24 protein-coding genes and 1 other RNA gene are annotated in these 15,808 nt (G+C 61.7%); 11 read left to right on the forward strand and 14 right to left on the reverse strand.

What is annotated here, in order from left to right; genetic code table 11:
- Nucleotides 1–8: 8 nt before the first annotated feature.
- The 4 genes from U6115_RS14690 (at nt 9) to U6115_RS14705 (ending at nt 3,232) form a co-directional block, all read left to right on the forward strand.
- Nucleotides 9–644 (forward strand): LysE family translocator, encoded by a 636-nt coding sequence (locus U6115_RS14690; protein ID WP_043580021.1) that lies wholly within the window; start codon nt 9–11, stop codon nt 642–644.
- 68 nt (nt 645–712) lie between these two features.
- The gene (locus tag U6115_RS14695) at nt 713–958 is read left to right on the forward strand and encodes a hypothetical protein (protein WP_043580020.1); all 246 of its coding nucleotides are present in this window, start codon (nt 713–715) and stop codon (nt 956–958) included.
- Entirely contained in the window at nt 951–2,255 is a 1,305-nt protein-coding gene (locus U6115_RS14700; RefSeq protein ID WP_043580019.1) for a methyltransferase domain-containing protein, read from the forward strand. Before U6115_RS14695 ends, U6115_RS14700 begins: the two co-directional genes overlap by 8 nt.
- Complete coding sequence (locus tag U6115_RS14705; protein ID WP_043580018.1) at nt 2,252–3,232, forward strand: hypothetical protein; 981 nt, start codon at nt 2,252–2,254, stop codon at nt 3,230–3,232. The genes U6115_RS14700 and U6115_RS14705 overlap by 4 nt, the downstream gene beginning before the upstream one ends.
- 129 nt (nt 3,233–3,361) lie before the next feature.
- Here U6115_RS14705 and U6115_RS14710 read toward each other — a convergent pair whose 3' ends face one another.
- From U6115_RS14710 to U6115_RS14770, 13 genes are all read right to left on the reverse strand, one after another.
- Nucleotides 3,362–3,715, reverse strand: a complete 354-nt coding sequence (locus tag U6115_RS14710; protein ID WP_043580017.1) for a Mor transcription activator family protein — start codon at nt 3,713–3,715, stop codon at nt 3,362–3,364.
- Nucleotides 3,712–4,314, reverse strand: a complete 603-nt coding sequence (locus tag U6115_RS14715; protein WP_080770329.1) for a gp16 family protein — start codon at nt 4,312–4,314, stop codon at nt 3,712–3,714. The genes U6115_RS14710 and U6115_RS14715 overlap by 4 nt, the downstream gene beginning before the upstream one ends.
- An RNA gene (locus tag U6115_RS14720) (hammerhead ribozyme type II) lies at nt 4,315–4,389 on the reverse strand.
- The gene (locus U6115_RS14725) at nt 4,389–4,661 is read right to left on the reverse strand and encodes an HU family DNA-binding protein (protein WP_043580012.1); all 273 of its coding nucleotides are present in this window, start codon (nt 4,659–4,661) and stop codon (nt 4,389–4,391) included. Before U6115_RS14725 ends, U6115_RS14720 begins: the two co-directional genes overlap by 1 nt.
- An 89-nt stretch (nt 4,662–4,750) precedes the next feature.
- A complete protein-coding gene (locus U6115_RS14730; RefSeq protein ID WP_043580010.1) occupies nt 4,751–5,362 on the reverse strand; it encodes a DUF3164 family protein in 612 nt (203 codons plus the stop codon).
- Complete coding sequence (locus U6115_RS14735; RefSeq protein ID WP_043580006.1) at nt 5,359–5,733, reverse strand: hypothetical protein; 375 nt, start codon at nt 5,731–5,733, stop codon at nt 5,359–5,361. Before U6115_RS14735 ends, U6115_RS14730 begins: the two co-directional genes overlap by 4 nt.
- The gene (locus tag U6115_RS14740) at nt 5,727–6,059 is read right to left on the reverse strand and encodes a hypothetical protein (RefSeq protein ID WP_043580003.1); all 333 of its coding nucleotides are present in this window, start codon (nt 6,057–6,059) and stop codon (nt 5,727–5,729) included. Before U6115_RS14740 ends, U6115_RS14735 begins: the two co-directional genes overlap by 7 nt.
- Before the next feature lie 30 nt (nt 6,060–6,089).
- Nucleotides 6,090–6,395: a hypothetical protein gene (locus U6115_RS14745; RefSeq protein WP_052258359.1), complete on the reverse strand. Its 306-nt coding sequence runs from the start codon at nt 6,393–6,395 to the stop codon at nt 6,090–6,092.
- A gap of 1 nt (nt 6,396) precedes the next feature.
- A complete protein-coding gene (locus U6115_RS14750) occupies nt 6,397–7,593 on the reverse strand; it encodes an ExeA family protein (protein ID WP_043580001.1) in 1,197 nt (398 codons plus the stop codon).
- Between the two features lie 11 nt (nt 7,594–7,604).
- Nucleotides 7,605–9,392, reverse strand: a complete 1,788-nt coding sequence (locus tag U6115_RS14755) for a DDE-type integrase/transposase/recombinase (RefSeq protein ID WP_043579997.1) — start codon at nt 9,390–9,392, stop codon at nt 7,605–7,607.
- An 11-nt stretch (nt 9,393–9,403) separates the two neighbouring features.
- Entirely contained in the window at nt 9,404–10,399 is a 996-nt protein-coding gene (locus U6115_RS14760; RefSeq protein WP_043579993.1) for a hypothetical protein, read from the reverse strand.
- Nucleotides 10,400–10,413: 14 nt separating this feature from the next.
- Complete coding sequence (locus tag U6115_RS14765) at nt 10,414–10,716, reverse strand: helix-turn-helix domain-containing protein (protein ID WP_043579992.1); 303 nt, start codon at nt 10,714–10,716, stop codon at nt 10,414–10,416.
- Nucleotides 10,713–11,186: a hypothetical protein gene (locus tag U6115_RS14770; RefSeq protein ID WP_043580199.1), complete on the reverse strand. Its 474-nt coding sequence runs from the start codon at nt 11,184–11,186 to the stop codon at nt 10,713–10,715. Before U6115_RS14770 ends, U6115_RS14765 begins: the two co-directional genes overlap by 4 nt.
- Before the next feature lie 111 nt (nt 11,187–11,297).
- On the opposite strand from U6115_RS14770, the gene U6115_RS14775 reads away from it, so the two are divergent.
- On the forward strand, nt 11,298–11,570 hold the full coding sequence (locus U6115_RS14775; protein ID WP_146008477.1) for a hypothetical protein: 273 nt from the start codon (nt 11,298–11,300) through the stop codon (nt 11,568–11,570).
- Nucleotides 11,571–11,733: 163 nt separating this feature from the next.
- Here the strand turns inward: U6115_RS14775 and U6115_RS14780 are convergent, their stop codons facing one another.
- A complete protein-coding gene (locus tag U6115_RS14780) occupies nt 11,734–11,976 on the reverse strand; it encodes a DNA-binding protein (RefSeq protein WP_043579988.1) in 243 nt (80 codons plus the stop codon).
- Nucleotides 11,977–12,101: 125 nt separating this feature from the next.
- On the opposite strand from U6115_RS14780, the gene U6115_RS14785 reads away from it, so the two are divergent.
- The 6 genes from U6115_RS14785 to U6115_RS14810 all read left to right on the forward strand — a co-directional run bounded on the left by U6115_RS14785 (nt 12,102) and on the right by U6115_RS14810 (nt 15,770).
- Entirely contained in the window at nt 12,102–12,527 is a 426-nt protein-coding gene (locus tag U6115_RS14785) for a helix-turn-helix domain-containing protein (protein WP_043579987.1), read from the forward strand.
- An 84-nt stretch (nt 12,528–12,611) separates the two neighbouring features.
- Nucleotides 12,612–13,637, forward strand: a complete 1,026-nt coding sequence (locus U6115_RS14790; RefSeq protein WP_059184253.1) for a hypothetical protein — start codon at nt 12,612–12,614, stop codon at nt 13,635–13,637.
- Nucleotides 13,638–13,648: 11 nt separating this feature from the next.
- Complete coding sequence (locus tag U6115_RS14795) at nt 13,649–14,206, forward strand: hypothetical protein (protein ID WP_146008476.1); 558 nt, start codon at nt 13,649–13,651, stop codon at nt 14,204–14,206.
- A gap of 268 nt (nt 14,207–14,474) precedes the next feature.
- Complete coding sequence (locus U6115_RS14800) at nt 14,475–15,029, forward strand: hypothetical protein (RefSeq protein WP_146008475.1); 555 nt, start codon at nt 14,475–14,477, stop codon at nt 15,027–15,029.
- A 103-nt stretch (nt 15,030–15,132) separates the two neighbouring features.
- Nucleotides 15,133–15,543, forward strand: a complete 411-nt coding sequence (locus U6115_RS14805) for a M15 family metallopeptidase (RefSeq protein WP_043579978.1) — start codon at nt 15,133–15,135, stop codon at nt 15,541–15,543.
- A complete protein-coding gene (locus U6115_RS14810; protein ID WP_043579977.1) occupies nt 15,540–15,770 on the forward strand; it encodes a hypothetical protein in 231 nt (76 codons plus the stop codon). The genes U6115_RS14805 and U6115_RS14810 overlap by 4 nt, the downstream gene beginning before the upstream one ends.
- Nucleotides 15,771–15,808: the final 38 nt, after the last annotated feature.

Raw genomic sequence — 15,808 nt, forward strand, 5'->3', positions numbered from 1 at the left:
ATCCAACCATGCTCGTCACCCTGCCCCAATTGGCCGCTTTTCTCGCCGCCGCCGTGCTGATCACGCTGTCGCCCGGCCCCGACAACCTGATGGTGCTCAGCCAGGGCATCTCGCGCGGCCGCCGCCACGGCATGGCCTTCGGCCTGGGTTGCGCGCTGGGCTGCCTCAACCACACCTTGCTGGCCGCATTGGGCATCAGCGCGCTGATCGCCGCCTCGCCCGCCGCCTTCGCCGCGCTGAAGATCGCCGGCGGCGGCTACCTGGTTTACCTGGGCTGGGGCGCCATCCGCAGCCCGGGCGTCGGCTTCGATGCCGGCGGCGATGGCGCGGGTCCGCAGGGTTCGCTGGCCGCCACCTTCCGCCGCGGCCTGATCGCCAACGCCATCAACCCCAAAGTGGTGCTGTTTTTTCTGGCCTTTTTGCCGCAGTTCGTCAATCCGGCGCAAGGCCCGGCCGGGCTGCAAACCGCCATCCTGGGCACGCTGTTCTCCGCCCAGGGCGCGCTGATCTTTGGCGCGCTGGGCTATTTCTCCGGCCATGTCGGCCAATGGCTGGCCAGAAGCCGCAAGACCGGACAGTGGCTGGACCGGACGGCCGGCGCCATCTTCATCGCGCTGGGGCTGCGTCTGATCCTGGCGCGCTGAAAACTCAATAGAAATTAATTACTATTCCAGATTGGCAAACACATTGGCGGGGGCAGATGCTAAGCTGAATGAGCAGCATTAAGTTTCAAATACCCAATAGGATTATTAAAATGAGAATATTGGCGACTTTCTTTATGCTTATTGCCCTCAGCCCTGCCGCCTACGCCTACATCGACCCCAGCTCCACCCTGTTTGCCTGGCAAGGCGCTTTAGCCCTGCTGGGCGGACTGCTGGTTTTCGTCAAAGCCCCCGTCTCCTCGCTCAAGCGCTTGTTGCGCCGAGTCTTCAAGAGGAAAGACGACGATCATGCGTGACCCGCTAGGCCACCTGGAACTGAAGGAACGCACCGCCGTCCGCTCGCTGTACGCCCCGCTGGAGCCAAGCCACTACTTGCACAGCCCCCTGTCGCAGCAGCTGGTCGGCCAGGGCATGCTGCTGGACTTCGACTTTCTGGGCAGCTCCGGCATCGTCTCCGAACGGCTGCCCTTCGTCAGCTACCCGCACGAATGGTCGGCGCCGCAATTGCGCGACGCGGCGCGGCTGACGCTGGACATCTCCTGCAACTTGCTGGAATCGGGCTGGGAGCTGAAGGACGCCTCGGCCTGGAACGTGCTGTTCAAAGGCTGCGCGCCGATCTTCTGCGACCACCTGTCGTTCCAGCCCATCGCCAGCCGCCACTGGTGGGCCTTCGGCCAGTATCTGCAGCATTTCGTGTTTCCGCTATGCGTCGCCCGTTATCGCGACTTTCCGGTCAGCGACAGCTTCCTGCTCAGCCGCGACGGGCTGGACGCCTCGCGCTTCCGCGCGCTGATGGGCGCGCGCATCTTCGCCACCCGCTTCTGGCCGCTGGCCCTGGGCCGCGGCAGCGCCCCGATTCCCGAGCCGGCGCAGACGCTGGCGCAGCGGCCCGGCTACCACGGCAATCTGTACAGCCTGCTGGACTGGTTTCTGGCGGCTGCCGCGCGCCAGAGCGGCCGTAGCGCCTGGATAGACTACGCCGCCAACAATACCCATTACCCGCCGGCTGCCCAGGAGGCCAAGCGCGCCTTCGTCAGCCAGTGGCTGAACCGGCTCAAACCGGCCTGGGCGGCGGATTTCGGCTGCAATACCGGCGAGTATTCGCAACTGGCGCTGGACGCTGGCGCGGAAGTCATCGCGCTGGACACCGACCACCGCTGCATCGGCCAGCTTTACGACACGCATCCGGGACAGGCCCGCCTGCACCCGCTGGTGGCCAATCTGGACGATCTGGACGGCGGCCGCGGCTGGGGCGGCGCCGAATTCAACGGCCTGCCCGCGCGCCTGGCCGCGGTGACAGAATTGGCGCTGATGCTGGCGCTGACTCACCACCTGGCGATTTCGCTTTCCATCCCCTACCGCAAGATCGCCGAATTCGCCGCCGCCTCCACCCGGAAATGGCTGATCGTCGAACTGATCGAAGAAAACGATCCGCTGGTGGAACGGCTATGCCGCGAACGCAAGCGCCATCCCGCCGAATTTCCGCTGTCGCTGCAGCGCGCCGCCTTTCTGGAACGCTTCCGCCTGCTGGGAGAGCAGCAATTGCCCGGCATCGGCCGCCACCTGCTGGCGCTGGAAAAACGGCAAGCATGAGCCGCCGCGCCGACAGCTGGGTCCTAGCGCTCGCCATCGCGCTGGGCGCCACCGTCTGCTGGCTGCCGGCCTGGCAGGCCGCAGCGCGCTACCATGGCGGCTACAGCGTCGCCGAAACCGCCGCTTACCTGCTGCTGCCGGCGCTGGCGGCTGTCCTGCTCGCCGGCATGGCAGCCGCGCTGGGCGCGCGCGGCCGCCAGTTGCTGTGCGCGCTGCTGCTGCTCACCGCTCTCTACCTGCTTCACAAGTTTGTCCGCGGCCTGCTGCCCGCCGCCCCGGCCTTGCCGCCCTACGCCGCCCGGACGGTCATTTTCCTGCTTTGCGCCGCCAGTTGGCTGGCGGCGGCGCGGCTGGCCGACGCATTCTGGCGCAAGCTGGCACATGGCGTCATCGCGGCCGCCACGCTGTTCGCGCTTACCCCCTATGCGCTGCGGATGAGCAATCAGGCCGGCGCTTACCCGGTGTTTTCGCTGGGCAGCCCTTACGCCCAGGCCTCGCCCAGCCGCAACACCCTGGCGATTCTGCTGGACGAAACCGGACCCGAGTTCACCGCGCCGCTGCTCAAGGCCGCGCAAGACCGCCAATTGCGCTGGGCCAGCGTCGTCGTGCCCGCCGCCGGCGCCGATACCATCAATGCCATCCCCGCCATGCTCACCGGTAAGCGCTTCGACAACGTGGCGCCCTGCGGCCCAAGCTGGCTGTGCTCGCCCACCCGTTCGCTGGATTTCGGCCAACTGTACGCCGGCCGGCCCGACCTCGACATCGTGGGTTTCTGGCACCCGTACTGCGCCATCCGCGGCCTGCGCTATTGCCGCAGGATAGCCGGCGTATTTTATCCGCCGCCGGCGCGATCCTTTCTGTGCAGCCCGCCCTACCTCCCGGCGCTGCTGAACTGCCGGCCCGCCGCCGGCTCGCGCGACGCCGCCGTCGACAGGCTGCTGGCGGCCGCTTACGCCGCGCCGTTCTTGAAGGGGTGAGGGATAAACCCACCTGGTAGTAACGTGATAATCGGGAACAGCTGGGATGATATGGGAAGATGATGGACGGCGGTCTGAAAATCTATTTCACGTATTGCAAAGGGTGGTGAGCCGGTCGGCCCACCACTTTCAGCCGAACATGTCGCCCTGGCGGCTCTCTATTTCCTCGCGCCGGACGGCCTTCACGATCTTGTAAATCCACTGCAGGCTGACACCGTACTTGCGTGCCAGGTCGCCGTGGTTGTCTCCGGTGAACTCCTCGAATATCTTCCGGTCCCGCTTCGACAACCTGACCGACAGCCCCATCGGAAAGTAGATGTTCTGTCCACCCCAGTGCGCCGCCATTCGATTGGCGATCTCGCTGCCCAATTGCTCACCGATTTCCCGTTCAATGCTGGCCAGCTCCTGCAGAGCCTCGGCGATGTGGTCGGCCAGATCGGACAGCAGCTCCGGGCCTTTGCTGCGGGTATGGATGGGCTTCATGCTTCCTCCTTCGCCTTGAGGGTGGCGGTCAGACCCTCCCAGGCGCTCAACATTGGCTCGAACGTCTTGCGCGCCATGGCCTTAGCCATCCGCTGGTTTAGCTCGTTGCACTGCGTAGCCGTCAGCGGAAGGTGTTGCACCTCGGCCGCCAGCTTCTGTACCAAATCGGGCAGCGAACGCATCGCCCACTTCTTCAATGATTCGATCACCTGCTCCAGTTGATCTCCGGCCAGCCACTGCATGGCATCGCGCCCGGTAATCCGCTTTACATACGCGGCCAGCGCGCTCTCGGCTGGGTTCTTGACCACGCCGATCTGATGTAGAAACAGCCACAGCGCGCGTATCTTCTTATGCTGCTCGTCCTGGGCCAGGGGGCGCGACTGAGCGGCCTGCCGCGCTTTGGAACGCACCTTGAATCCGTTGCGCTTCAGGTATTCCAGCACCTGGTTCAGCTCTGGAACAGTCAGGTCAGCCGCGGATACCTGCTTTCCAATCCGCTGGAGAATGGCGCGGTAGCTGTCGTCATCCAGGGCCAGCTCGCGCTTGGCCACGTGGATCAGGCGGATCAGTCGCTGTCGGTCTTGAGTCTTTGCGTTCATCGTTGGCTGCTCATCAGTACCCGGCAACCACGCCGGGCAGACCGCACACATATTTCTATGTGCGCGGTTTCGCTTTATGCGGCGGCGTCCTTCAACGCCTTGGCCGGGGAGAACTTGGGCGCACGCTTGGCGGCGATCTGGATGGCTTCGCCAGTTTTCGGATTGCGGCCGGTTTTGGCTGCACGCTGGGTGGTGCCAAACTTGCCGAGGTCAGAAATCGCCAGTTCACCCCCCGCACGCACGGTATCCAGCACCGCGGTAGTCAGTGCGTTGAGAATGGCTTCGGCTTGCTTGTTGGTGACATCCGCGTGGGCGGCCAGGTGTTTGATCAGGTCTTGCTTGGTCATGGTTTGCTCCTTGCTGGTTAAAGAAATTGTCAAAACGGCGTAGTGTTTAATTCGCTGGCACATCGCTTGCGGTCTCTCCCGTGTGCATCTCACACCCCCGCCAAATCCAGCCGTACCGCTTCGAACTTGCCAGTGCCTTCGCTGCGCCGTTCGATGCGGACATAGGCCTTGGAGCACTGCACCCGAACCGATTCGGATAGCGCCCGCATCGCGCGCTGCCACTTCTCGTCCTGGATGTCGAGCCGTCGCAAACCCAGCACTCGGCCAGTCGAGATGTTGCCGGCCTTGTCGGTCTGAAAGGCGTCGGCAATCAGCGCCTTCACCTCCGGGCGCGCGTCCTCGGTCCATTCGTGCACGCATTCATCAATCAGCGCCTTGGCCGCCTGCAGGCCTTCATCAAATGTCAGCGTGTCGGCGATGGCCCGCAGCACGCGAGTATTGCCGTCAAAGCTGGTCAGGGTGACATTGCCCTTTTGCCCGCCGACATCGGCCTGGTAGCGCTCTGCCGACAGGCTGACAAACGCCTCAATGTCGGCGAACAAGCCGGCCTTGAATTGGGCCAGTTGGTCTTGCATGGCCACAGCCTTCTGCAGCGCCTCGGCGACAAACTCGTCGCGGGCGATGTCTATCGGCTTGATGATGCTGATCGGCACCAGCCGGCCCTTGCCGTCCTGCTTGTACCCTTCGGGGATAGCGTTCATTCCTCACTCCTCAGTCCTACCAATCGTTTCACCTTGGCCAACTCGGCCCGGTTTCTTTCCAGCCATTCCGGCGTCAGCGGCACTTCATCCGCAGCCCGCCAAAATCGCCTAGGCGACAATGTCGGCGGCGGCGGTTCGGGGCCGGGCATCTCCTCCGCGTGGGCGGCCGGCGCCTCTGTCTCCGTCTCGGCCGGGGTGGAGACTTCCGCCTGGGGAGCCACCTGGTACTGCTGCAGCTCGTCCTGGTAGTCCAGCCAGACGATCTGCCTGGCCTGCTTGCGGTCGGTGCCCATCGCCACCAGTCGCTCCACCTCCTCGGCCAGACGCTGCTTGGTGGCAGCGTCCAACTCGGGCGCGGCTGGCTTCAGCATGCCGCCTCGGCCTGCAACAGCTGGCGCTTGCCGTTGATCATCTGCCGCGCCATTCGGTACAGCTGGCGCCACGCCGGGCGATTGGCCGGGGCGGACATCACCAGCATTTCCTGCTCCCACGCCGCCGTATCAAACGGCACGCTGGTATCGATCCGTTCCTCGCGCTCGAACCGCACCGAGTAGATATCCGCCACCAGTTCCAGGGCGGCCGGGCTGGCGCGGGTGATTTCGATGAAGCTGCGGCCGGCTGCCGAGGCGCGGGTGATGTTTGCAGAGGTGTATTGCGCGATGCGTTGCAACGAGGCCACTTCGTGATTCAGGTTCATGACTGGCTCCTTGAATTTTGAGTAACGGGGTCAGTTCCCCATCTCCGTCCAAACAATCCGGCATCCGCCCAGCTCAAACTGCCCCTGGCGGTACGGGCCAAAGTAGGTATCCCGGCCAAAGCTGAAGTACACGGCCTCGCCGTTTTCAACCATCCGGCGGCAGTTGCCGCAGGTCTGGATATTGATGGTCGGCCGGGTCGGGGTGTTCAGCTCCACCGACACCACGGTGAAGTTGTTCTGGGTCAGCGCCTCTATGGCAGAGGCAACCTTCAGCGCGCCGGCCATCATCTGGGCATTGAACGGCGGGCGCCTGGCCTGAATCGGGGCGGTTTGCATCTCACACCTCCCGCACTACGTCGGCAGTCACCAACGGGGCGCCGATCTCGGCGGCCAGGTTCATGCACGCGGTCAGCAAATTGCCGATAGCCAGCGGGTACAGCAGGGATACGGATTCCGGCCGGTCCAGGCGCTTGGTGTTGATGGTCAGCCTGGCGCGCAGCGCGTGGATGCCGCCTTCGTCGATCACCTCCGCCACCGGCTTGTTCAGCCGCTCCAGCTTGAACTTCAGGTACTCCTCCAGGCGTGCGCCTTCTAGCGGCGCCAGCTCCACCATCTCGCAGCGCTGCACCACCTCGCGCACCCCCGCATCGCGCTCGGACAGTTTCAGCTTCAGCTCCGGCTGGCCAATCAAGATGATGGACAGCAGCTTCTTGAACCCCTGCTCCAGCTCGAAGAAGCGCTTCAAATGCTTGAGAGTCGCGATGGGCAGGGAGTGCGCCTCGTCAATCACCAGGCAGTGGCGATAGCCGGCGGCATGGCTTTCGCGCAGAGCCTTGTGCAATTGGGCGAAGCGGGCCTCGGGGCTGCTCTTGGGTTTCTCCAGCGGCGCCACGGCGGCCATGATGGCCTCGGCGAGGTGGGTAGACTTGAGCGTTTTGCCTTTCTGGTCGTTGTCTTCCATCGCCAGGACGTAGGGCTTGATGATCTGGATCGGCTGGGTATCGCGCAGGATGCGGTCCTCCAGATCGCGCAGCAGCGTGGTCTTGCCGGCACCGGACTCCGCCACCACCGCCAGCAGGCCGCCGTGCTTGGCCGTCTGCAACATGGCTTCCCGCACGTAGCGGATGTCCGGGCTGATGAACATGTCCTCGTTGGACTGAATGGCGTCATCTGCAAACGGGTCGCGGAACAGGCTGAAATGTTTGCGAGTGGCGGGCAGCAAAGTCTGTTTGCGTAGTAACATGGTTTCCTCCTGGTTGGATTCCTGGTCGGTTTTCGTCTGGGAGACCGAGCGGGCCGCGTTGGCGCGCGGTTCGCTCACCTCTTCAAATACGCCTTCGATGTCCCCATCGCTGGCGCCATGCGCCTGCAGATAGCGGCGGATGCTCTTCTGCAGGTCAATTTCATCCAGGCTCTTGGGCCACTCGCCGTGATTGACGATCTGGGCCACGGTGGCCTGGGAGACATTCAAGTGCTCAGCCAGGTCAGCCTGCTTACGGCCCACCTTTTGCAGCACGCTCTTCAGCTTCAACATGACTTGCTCCTCTATGCCGACTTCACCACGCGAAGCGGCGTCTTGGTGCCCGCTGCCGGGCTGGTCAGCTCGGCCACAATGGCGGCGAGCTGGTCTTCGGGTACGCCGGCCGGATAGCGCTGGGCCAGCCATTGGAAACGGTCTTGCGTCCATTCGCCGCCGGCCGCGGTGACGCGCTGCTTCAGCTGTTTGGCGGCTTCAATCAGGGTCAGCGGCGGGTATTCGATAGCCGGCGCGGCCAGCGCGTGCTCGGTGCCGCGGCGCGGCAGATAGGCCGGCAACTCGACGTCCTGCAGGTAGCTGTGGGTGTTCAGCGCACCGTCGAACGGTGTCGCCTTCTTGGCCCGCGCGGCCTTGACCTCCTCGGCGCTCATGCCTGGGTAGGCCTGGCCATCCATGGCGCTGGCGGCATGCTCTATCGTGGTCTGCGGCATGGCCTTGTATGCTTCGCCGATGATCGGAGCCGACAGCAACTGGCCATAGGCGTCGTAACCGCGCTCCGGCTCCACCTGGTAGACACGGTCGGCGCCGTTGTAGACCGACACCGTTACCTGAATGGCGCAGTCGCCGAACACCATGGCGTTGACGCGCACTTCGTCGCCCACGTTGACCCCATCCAAGCCGCGCAGGCTGTAGGCTGCGGTGCGTTCGGCCTGCGGATGCTTGAACGAAACGGTCAGGTCAGGGCGCACCTTGCGGGTCTCTTCCTTGGCCGTCATGAACGCTTTGCACACCTCCACCGGGGGCAGCAACAGCAGCTGTTGCGGCTGGATCAACTGCCACAGGTCGATGCGCGCAATGGCGTCGGCCAAGCCGGTGCGGCGCAGCCGGCTGTCCTGGCCGGGAATCAGGTTGGCATTCCAGGCCCGGCTCCAGGCGATGGCGGCCCGGTTCAGCTGTTCGATGCTCTCCACCGGCTCAAAGCGCAACCGGCTCTCGAACTGGGTTTCGACGATGTTGTTGGCGCCTTCCACGCCGCCCTTGACGCGGGCTTGGCCGGCTTGATGCTCCAGCGTCTCCACGCCCAGGGCGCGGCACAGGTTCTTGATGGCGGCCGAGGTGTTGGCGCTGCCCTTGTCCCACAACAGGAAGCGCGGCAGACCCTGGAACAGCCGGCCCGGCTGCTCGCCCCAGGCGAACATCAGGAACTCGAACAACTTGTGCTGGTTCTCGCCGGCCGATTCGCAGTACCAGGGCACGATCACGCCGCTGGCCTTGTCGTACAGCACGTAGCGCCATACCTTGAACTTCACCTTGGCGAAGTTCTCCAGCTTGTTCTTGTAGAAATCGCGGTCGCGCATGATGTGCTGCCGCCCCTTCAGGTAGTACACCAGGCACAGCGACGGGTCGATTTCGTGGGTGTGGTTGGGATGCGGCGCGCGCAGCGCCTGCACCGGGTCCGCGCAGCGCTGGGCGGCCACGTTCAGCTTGCGGTCGCGGATCAGGCGGTTCAGCTGGCTGTTGCTCACCTTCAGTTCAATGCCGTTCTGCTCCAGCATCCCGCGCGCCGTGGTGGTGAACAGCGTCTGCTTGCCGTTGTCGCGGATGGCCTCGCGCTGCACCGCGCCCAGCATCACCAGGGCGTCCTCTGCCACCACGGTGCTGCCTTTGTCAGCGCGGGGCTTGCGGCCGGACTGCCAGCCCACAGCCTGCTTCAATTGGCGGTAAACCGTCTGCGGCGACCAGCCCAGGAATCCCGCCGCCTCTTGCACCAGCGCGGTTTGCTCGCCGTGCCGCGCCGCGTCCAGCTTGCCTGCCAGGCCGCGCAATACCTCGCGTATTTCCGGTGTCATGGACATGGCCGTCTCCCTTACGCCTCGCTGCCTTCGGTCAGGACATTCCGGCGGGCGTCCTCAATGTCCGCGGCGAAGCGGCGGCGCAGCTCGTCGCGCAGCTCAGCCGCCAGCATGGCTGTGCGGGTAACAGCGTCGTCCAGGTGCAGCAGCACCGCGCGCACCTCCGGCGGCAGCGGCGCCGGCATTTCCGGGTCATAGTCCGGGGCCTGGGTGATTTCAGCGGTCAGCCAGGCATCCAGCGCTTTCACTGCCTCCAGGTGCTTGGCGATGGCGGCATCCAGCACCGATTGCCGCTGGGTGATTTCCTGCTGGAACGGCGCCACGCGCTTGTCCCAGGGGAGCGTCTTCAACGGGTTGGAGAGTTTGGCCACTTCCTCGGTCAGCTGGTCGATCTTGCTGCTCTTGTCCTGCAGCACTCGCGACCGCGCCTCCAGGTTCGCCTCGGCCTCTTCCACACGCTGCGCCAGCGCCTCTTTTTCCTTGGTGTGCTTGGCGATGATCTCCTCGGCCAGCTCCACGAACGACTCCTTGTCGCCGGCCTTGGCCACTTCGATCAGGGCGGTCTTCTGGTCTTCCGGCAGCTTGCGGAACTGGCGCAGTTCCCGGTACCCGATGCCCATGCGGGACATGCTTTCCAGGGCTTCCTCGCCGAAGGCGCGGAGGTTGGCGATGTCGCGGTCAACTTGGTCAACCGACCTCCCTAGCAAGTGACAAAACTCTTCCCATGTTCCATTAAACATTTCCGCACCGTGCGGAGCCTTCTTGCCTGCCAATGTCCGATACAGCTTGTTTTCCTTGACGTAGGCGAGCTTGGAAGTCCGCACCGTGCGGGAAAACTCCTCGAAAGCTCCAGCCATCTGAGCCTGGCCAAGCAGCTGATTGACGAGGTCGCGCTCTGCGCCATAGCTCGCTTGAGCGATGGCCATCACGTTCGCGGCGTCCACTGCGTCTTGGCGCAGCTCAACGGCTGGGGCGATTGCGGGGGTTTCTGTGGTTTTGGTGCGTGCCATGCGGGGAACTCCTCTTATCGTTCAAGCGTGATGCGGGTGGTTAGTTCGTCCAGGCGGCTGCGGGCGGCTTCCAGGCTGCGCAGGATCGCCACCGCGTGCTGGGCCAGCTTCACCGAGGGACGGATGCGACCGGTTTCGGGGATGCGTTCCACGAAGCCCGCTTCTTCCAGCGTGGCCACGTAGCGGGTGATGCTGGACGGCGACAGGTCGGTGGCCTTGGCCAGCTCACCCGGTGTCAGGCCGTGGGCAAAATGGCTTAGCAGCACCGTCAGCACGTCCAGCACCTTCTCGGAGCTTTTATTGGTTTGCGCGCTCATGGGTTCAGCTCCAGTTCCGGCTGCAGGTGCCGTTCGACGTTGCGGTGGTGCCAGGCCAAGCCCTCCAGGCCCTGCTGCAGCGCGGCCAGGGTGTCGGTCTCCTGGCCCTTGCCGGCATAAAACTGCAGCAGCAGGCCGACCGCGTCGTTCAGGGTTTGCTGCAGCACCTGAATGTCCTCGGCCGAGGCATTGCGTCCGGTGGGCATGTCGATCAGCAGGAAGCCGCCGCTGGCCGCCAGCCAGCGGGTGGCGTAGTTGATGCCGCACACCGTTTCGTAGGCGCGGATCATGCAGACCGGCATGCGGCCGCTCTGAAACCACTTGTAGAGTGTCCAGTGGTCGGTCAGGCCCATGCGCTCGGCAATGCGCTCCACCGACAGGTTGTGCTTTTCCTTCGCGTAGTCTTTGCACAGCTCCAGCGCGTGGCGCAGCGAGCTGGGCTGCAGGCGTTTCCAGTTGCGGCGGCTCATTGGAATGTCCTCCAGGACAGGCGCTCCAAACAAAATGCCGTTTTGCAGCTGGTGCAACGGGTTTGCGCCGCATAGCATGAACAGCGGATAATCCACGAAAGGAAGCAAACCATGACGATGGACCTGGAAACCCGGCTGCAAGCGCAAATCACCGCGCAGAACCTGATGATTGAGGCGCTGCTGGAAGCCGCCATCCAGGCAGGCCAGCTGGACCCGAGCGCGCTGGTGGGCAAACTGGAGCAGTTCGTCTCCGCGCCCAAGGCCAGCGTTACTAATCCTGGCGAGATCGCGGCGGTAATGGGTGAAGTGGATGCATGGGCGGACATGATCAGCGGCCGTTATTTGGTGGTTAAAGACAGTTCGCCGGAGCGCAAACCGCGGTAAACCTGCTGCATGCTGATGCCGAGAAACGGGGACAGGCGCTCCGCTTCGGCGCGCTGAGCGGCGGTCAACTGCATCCGCTGCCGTAACGTTGACTGCGCGCGCAGCGAAGCGAGAGCGTCCGGCAAGAAATGGTCAGTCAGTAGTGACGTGGTCATGGCAGGCCTCACGCTGCGACGCGGCGACGGGATTGAGCTAAGGCATTGGCAGGATCGGTGCAGATCTCACCGGCCTTGATGCCCAGCTTGACGGCGATCTCATGGGCCTGGCCGCGCACGCACTTCTTGCGGCCGCCCAAGACTTCAAAAACCAAGTTGGGCGAGAACTTGTTAGCGATGGCCCATTGGGTGATCGAAATCCCTTTGTCCTGAAGCTCCTGGCGAGCCTGGGCTGGGGTACGTAGTTGCATGGTTAGCTCCTGTTCAAGGGGCGGCGGCGCTTGGGAGAGTGCCGCTTAAGTTGCCGTTCGTGGTGGGACGGTGTGGACTAATGATGGTACTCGTTTGAGTACCTGTCAATATTTTTGGTATCCAAATGAGTGATATTGGTGACAGACTACGAGAGGAGCGGGAACGGTTAGGCTTTAATCAGACCGCGTACGGAGCGATTGGCGGAGTTCAGAAGCAGGCTCAGCTGAAGTACGAAAAGGGAGAACGCTTTCCTGATGCTGCTTATCTTGAGTCAGTCGCAAAGGTAGGTACGGATATCCAATTCGTCATTACAGGCACTCGCTCAGCCCAGGCTCTTTCGAATGATGAGCAGGAGTTGCTGTCGTTGTTCCGCGCGGCGTCGCTTGAGGTGAAAGCCACAATCGTGGCGGGCTTGAAGGGCGGAAACCAACCAACATCTGGGAGCAAGATTTCGGTTGGAGGTAGCTTCCATGGCCAAGTGCTTGAGGGCGATGTCACCAATAATGTCTTTGGGGCGATGAACATCGGCGGAACGACGAAGGAAAAATAACTCTGTCTGCAGTTGAATTGTCCTGAATGACAGGTGCAAATTTTGGTAAAGCTGGTAGCGTGATCGGTTCGAAGAGGCTGGCGGATGGCTTCCTTCCATTCGCTGGGTTTGAGCGGCACGAATGAAAGCAACACCGTGGACGAACGAAACCAGAACCAAAATGTGCAGGGCGACTTCAACGGGCAATTAGCCAACGGCAACATCAACAATCATATCTATAGCGGCCAGGATCGCGAGCGCCTGACAGCCGCTGAGGTGTGGCCTATCAAGCTGAAAGGCCGGCAGCTTATTGATCTGCTAGGCAAAGACAGCGTCGAGGTATGGGGGCCGCTGAAGGAGATTCTGGGCGAGGGCCACAATGAGCTGTTCAGAGATCAAGAAAAGGCCGCGCATGCCATTCTTGATCTTTGGATCGCGCAAGCGGAGAGACAGGATGAGGCCTCAGCCGGCCAGCAGGCCGACTTGCTGATCCAGCTCAGCGAACTGAAGGCCAAATACACAGAAGCGCAGTCGACAGAAAAGAAGCTGCGGAAGCAACACGCAGAAACCACAGAACGGCTGCGGCATGCCCAACAAGCCTATTCAAGCCTTGAGCAACTGCATCGCCAGCAGACCGCCTCGCTCAATACCCTCTCACATCAACTTCGACAAGCGCAAGAAGCCACCCCGCGCGCCCATGCTTGCACATCATGCTATGCGGCAACACATAAGCTCGCCAGCACTCGCAAGGGGCTTGTCACGGCTTGCGTCATGGCGGGGCTTGCCATTGCGGTCTCTGTCGTCTTGGGCTACTCGAACTATCAAGCATCCAAACGAGCCAGTACCGCTGAAATGCTCGTCCGCAGCTGCGAGTTCCACGGCAAGGCATATAGCATTGGCAGCATTATCGACAATCCTCAAGCCGATGATGTGCAATGTGTCGCCTCCCCCCAGGGTGGTCAGCCCAACTGGCAAACCATCAAGCCAACTAAACGCGCTGCCCAACACAGCGCGCCAGCCAAAAGTCGCGCAAAACATGCAAGGCATGCCCCTGCGCACAGCGTGCCCGCCCAGCCTACGGAGCAAGAAACAGAAGCGGTAGTCCCGGAGAGCAATCCGCAATTGTTCTAGGCATATCCTCGATGCCAATTTTTGTCGCGCTACACAACAAAGGCTCCATGATGAAAAAAATCACCTTCGCTCTAAGCCTATCCGTACCGTTTTTTGCCAATGCAGCGAGCCCACAAGACGCCAGCCGCTACATTCAAGAATTAGACTCAAACATGAAAGTGGCTCAAAAGACTTTGGCATCGGGGGAACTGAAGTCCATCAGCAACCAAAGCCAGCGCTTCAATCAGCTACGGGCGCGTGGTGAATCATTTGGGAAAAGCGTTCTTGATGAACCCTTTGGCCGTTGCTTCGCCGCCGGAGTGCATGCGCAAGCCTGGTGGCAAGCGCAACTTGACGCAGCCCAGCGTGGTGGCCGCGAGGCCAACCCAGGTTGGATAGGCCGAGAACTGAAAAACTACCAGGAAAATAAGCGGGAGTGCTTGCAAGCAGGGAAAGGCGGAAACAAGCGGGCTACAGAACAGATCGCTTCTACGAGCGAGATCCCTCCACGCAATGGATGCCTAAAGGTCCTGGGGGTGAGAGCGGATGGCAGCGTAGGAACAGTGTCCTATACTTGTCCCAGCAAGTAACTTCTATGCCTCCTGCTCGTCAGGACTCTCCTGGGGTATGCATTGTGAATCGCAATAAAAAGCGAAGCCCATTGGCACTAGTAAAAAACAAAAGGAACGACTCCATTTGGAGTGAACCCATTAAGAAAGTTTTGACCAAGAAATATCCCAGGATTTTTAAACCATCGGGCAAAGGATGCTGTATAAAAAACACCGTGCCCGCCCCTTCAAATCCCAACAAAAGCAAGACTAGCGGCGACTCGAGTGGAAGTGAAGACAAGGAGCCAAAATGAACATTGATGAGCTGCGTGGTCTTGATCATGTAAAATACCAATTATTATTTGACGTGAGGCGCTCTATTCGATACCACGATCGTCGAAGAATGTTTTACGAACGGCTGCACCACATAACAGGATTTGTAACCATCTTGATGGCAGGCTCCGTCTTGTTTGATCTCGGCGAAAATGTGAATCGCACTTGGTGGTTAGTAACGTTGTCCATTTTTGCTGCAATACTTGCTGCAACCGATATGGTTATAGGCTATTCTCGTCGTGCCTCACTGCATACGACTTTGAGAGGGAAATTCGCCGATCTTGAAATTGATATGTTGGCAGGATCGATTGAGGATGATGCATGGCAAGAGCATTACCGGAAACGACTAATAATAGAGAAAGATGAGCCAGCTGTTTACAAAGTGCTTGACTTGCTTTGTCATAACGAACTTTTACTGGCAGACGGGCATCTACATAAAGACAAAGAATCAAGTGATTTTGTCGAAATCAACCTCTGGCGAAGGTGGACTAGTCAATGGTGCCATTGGGCAAATTGGCAACCCTCACGATAGGATTTCTATTTATACGGACCATCAACCTTAAACTACATTAAAAGCCCCTCCGAACATGCCACCCCACAATGGGTGGCATGTTTCATTTTGACAGGAGGGAACCATGCCCAGCCGCAAGATCGAAGACCTTCACCCGGACCTGCAGCCGCTTTGCCGGACGTTCCTGCTGCGCTGCCAGGCCGCCGGCCTCGACATCCTCATCACCTGCACCTGGCGCTCGCCTGCCGAGCAGGACCAGCTCTACGCCCAGGGCCGTAACGGCAATCCTGGCCCGCGCGTCACCAATGCCAAAGGCGGCCAGTCCGAACACAACGCGATGATCAACGGCAAGCCCGCCGCGCGCGCCTTCGACATCGTCCCGCTGGTGAATGGCAAGCCGATGTGGGAAGACCGGCACCCCGCCTGGCAAACCGCCGGCCGCATCGGCATGGAGCTGGGCCTCAACTGGTACGGCCGACCTGGCGCGCCGTTCCGCGAATTTCCGCACTTCGCCCTGGCGCGGGGGTATCAATGACCCTGGCCGACCTCGCCACCAATCCGACCACGGGCCGACTCAGCCACAGCAAGCTGTGGGCCAACGTGGCCTGCGCGGTCGCCACCGGCATGTTCGTTTACCAAGGCGTGGCCGGCACGCTGACCGCCGAGGTCTGGCTGATCTACCTGGGCGTGGTGGGCGGTTACTCCGCGGCCCGCAGTTGGATTGCCGCCCAACGCGACGCAAAGGGAGGCGGCAATGCTTGAGCGCCTGCTGCAGCTCCTAGCCTGCTGGTTCCTGTGGC

It is taken from the genome of Chromobacterium subtsugae, assembly GCF_035919665.1.
Taxonomy (GTDB): domain Bacteria; phylum Pseudomonadota; class Gammaproteobacteria; order Burkholderiales; family Chromobacteriaceae; genus Chromobacterium; species Chromobacterium subtsugae.

What these genes read in the sequence shown, in the direction of transcription:
- U6115_RS14690 (WP_043580021.1), top strand. Translation starts at nt 9, where the DNA reads ATGCTCGTCACCCTGCCCCAATTGGCCGCTTTTCTCGCCGCCGCCGTG.
- U6115_RS14695 (WP_043580020.1), top strand. Translation starts at nt 713, where the DNA reads ATGAGCAGCATTAAGTTTCAAATACCCAATAGGATTATTAAAATGAGA.
- U6115_RS14700 (WP_043580019.1), top strand. Translation starts at nt 951, where the DNA reads ATGCGTGACCCGCTAGGCCACCTGGAACTGAAGGAACGCACCGCCGTC.
- U6115_RS14705 (WP_043580018.1), top strand. Translation starts at nt 2,252, where the DNA reads ATGAGCCGCCGCGCCGACAGCTGGGTCCTAGCGCTCGCCATCGCGCTG.
- U6115_RS14710 (WP_043580017.1), bottom strand. Translation starts at nt 3,715, where the DNA reads ATGAAGCCCATCCATACCCGCAGCAAAGGCCCGGAGCTGCTGTCCGAT.
- U6115_RS14715 (WP_080770329.1), bottom strand. Translation starts at nt 4,314, where the DNA reads ATGAACGCAAAGACTCAAGACCGACAGCGACTGATCCGCCTGATCCAC.
- U6115_RS14725 (WP_043580012.1), bottom strand. Translation starts at nt 4,661, where the DNA reads ATGACCAAGCAAGACCTGATCAAACACCTGGCCGCCCACGCGGATGTC.
- U6115_RS14730 (WP_043580010.1), bottom strand. Translation starts at nt 5,362, where the DNA reads ATGAACGCTATCCCCGAAGGGTACAAGCAGGACGGCAAGGGCCGGCTG.
- U6115_RS14735 (WP_043580006.1), bottom strand. Translation starts at nt 5,733, where the DNA reads ATGCTGAAGCCAGCCGCGCCCGAGTTGGACGCTGCCACCAAGCAGCGT.
- U6115_RS14740 (WP_043580003.1), bottom strand. Translation starts at nt 6,059, where the DNA reads ATGAACCTGAATCACGAAGTGGCCTCGTTGCAACGCATCGCGCAATAC.
- U6115_RS14745 (WP_052258359.1), bottom strand. Translation starts at nt 6,395, where the DNA reads ATGCAAACCGCCCCGATTCAGGCCAGGCGCCCGCCGTTCAATGCCCAG.
- U6115_RS14750 (WP_043580001.1), bottom strand. Translation starts at nt 7,593, where the DNA reads ATGTTGAAGCTGAAGAGCGTGCTGCAAAAGGTGGGCCGTAAGCAGGCT.
- U6115_RS14755 (WP_043579997.1), bottom strand. Translation starts at nt 9,392, where the DNA reads ATGTCCATGACACCGGAAATACGCGAGGTATTGCGCGGCCTGGCAGGC.
- U6115_RS14760 (WP_043579993.1), bottom strand. Translation starts at nt 10,399, where the DNA reads ATGGCACGCACCAAAACCACAGAAACCCCCGCAATCGCCCCAGCCGTT.
- U6115_RS14765 (WP_043579992.1), bottom strand. Translation starts at nt 10,716, where the DNA reads ATGAGCGCGCAAACCAATAAAAGCTCCGAGAAGGTGCTGGACGTGCTG.
- U6115_RS14770 (WP_043580199.1), bottom strand. Translation starts at nt 11,186, where the DNA reads ATGAGCCGCCGCAACTGGAAACGCCTGCAGCCCAGCTCGCTGCGCCAC.
- U6115_RS14775 (WP_146008477.1), top strand. Translation starts at nt 11,298, where the DNA reads ATGACGATGGACCTGGAAACCCGGCTGCAAGCGCAAATCACCGCGCAG.
- U6115_RS14780 (WP_043579988.1), bottom strand. Translation starts at nt 11,976, where the DNA reads ATGCAACTACGTACCCCAGCCCAGGCTCGCCAGGAGCTTCAGGACAAA.
- U6115_RS14785 (WP_043579987.1), top strand. Translation starts at nt 12,102, where the DNA reads ATGAGTGATATTGGTGACAGACTACGAGAGGAGCGGGAACGGTTAGGC.
- U6115_RS14790 (WP_059184253.1), top strand. Translation starts at nt 12,612, where the DNA reads ATGGCTTCCTTCCATTCGCTGGGTTTGAGCGGCACGAATGAAAGCAAC.
- U6115_RS14795 (WP_146008476.1), top strand. Translation starts at nt 13,649, where the DNA reads ATGCCAATTTTTGTCGCGCTACACAACAAAGGCTCCATGATGAAAAAA.
- U6115_RS14800 (WP_146008475.1), top strand. Translation starts at nt 14,475, where the DNA reads ATGAACATTGATGAGCTGCGTGGTCTTGATCATGTAAAATACCAATTA.
- U6115_RS14805 (WP_043579978.1), top strand. Translation starts at nt 15,133, where the DNA reads ATGCCCAGCCGCAAGATCGAAGACCTTCACCCGGACCTGCAGCCGCTT.
- U6115_RS14810 (WP_043579977.1), top strand. Translation starts at nt 15,540, where the DNA reads ATGACCCTGGCCGACCTCGCCACCAATCCGACCACGGGCCGACTCAGC.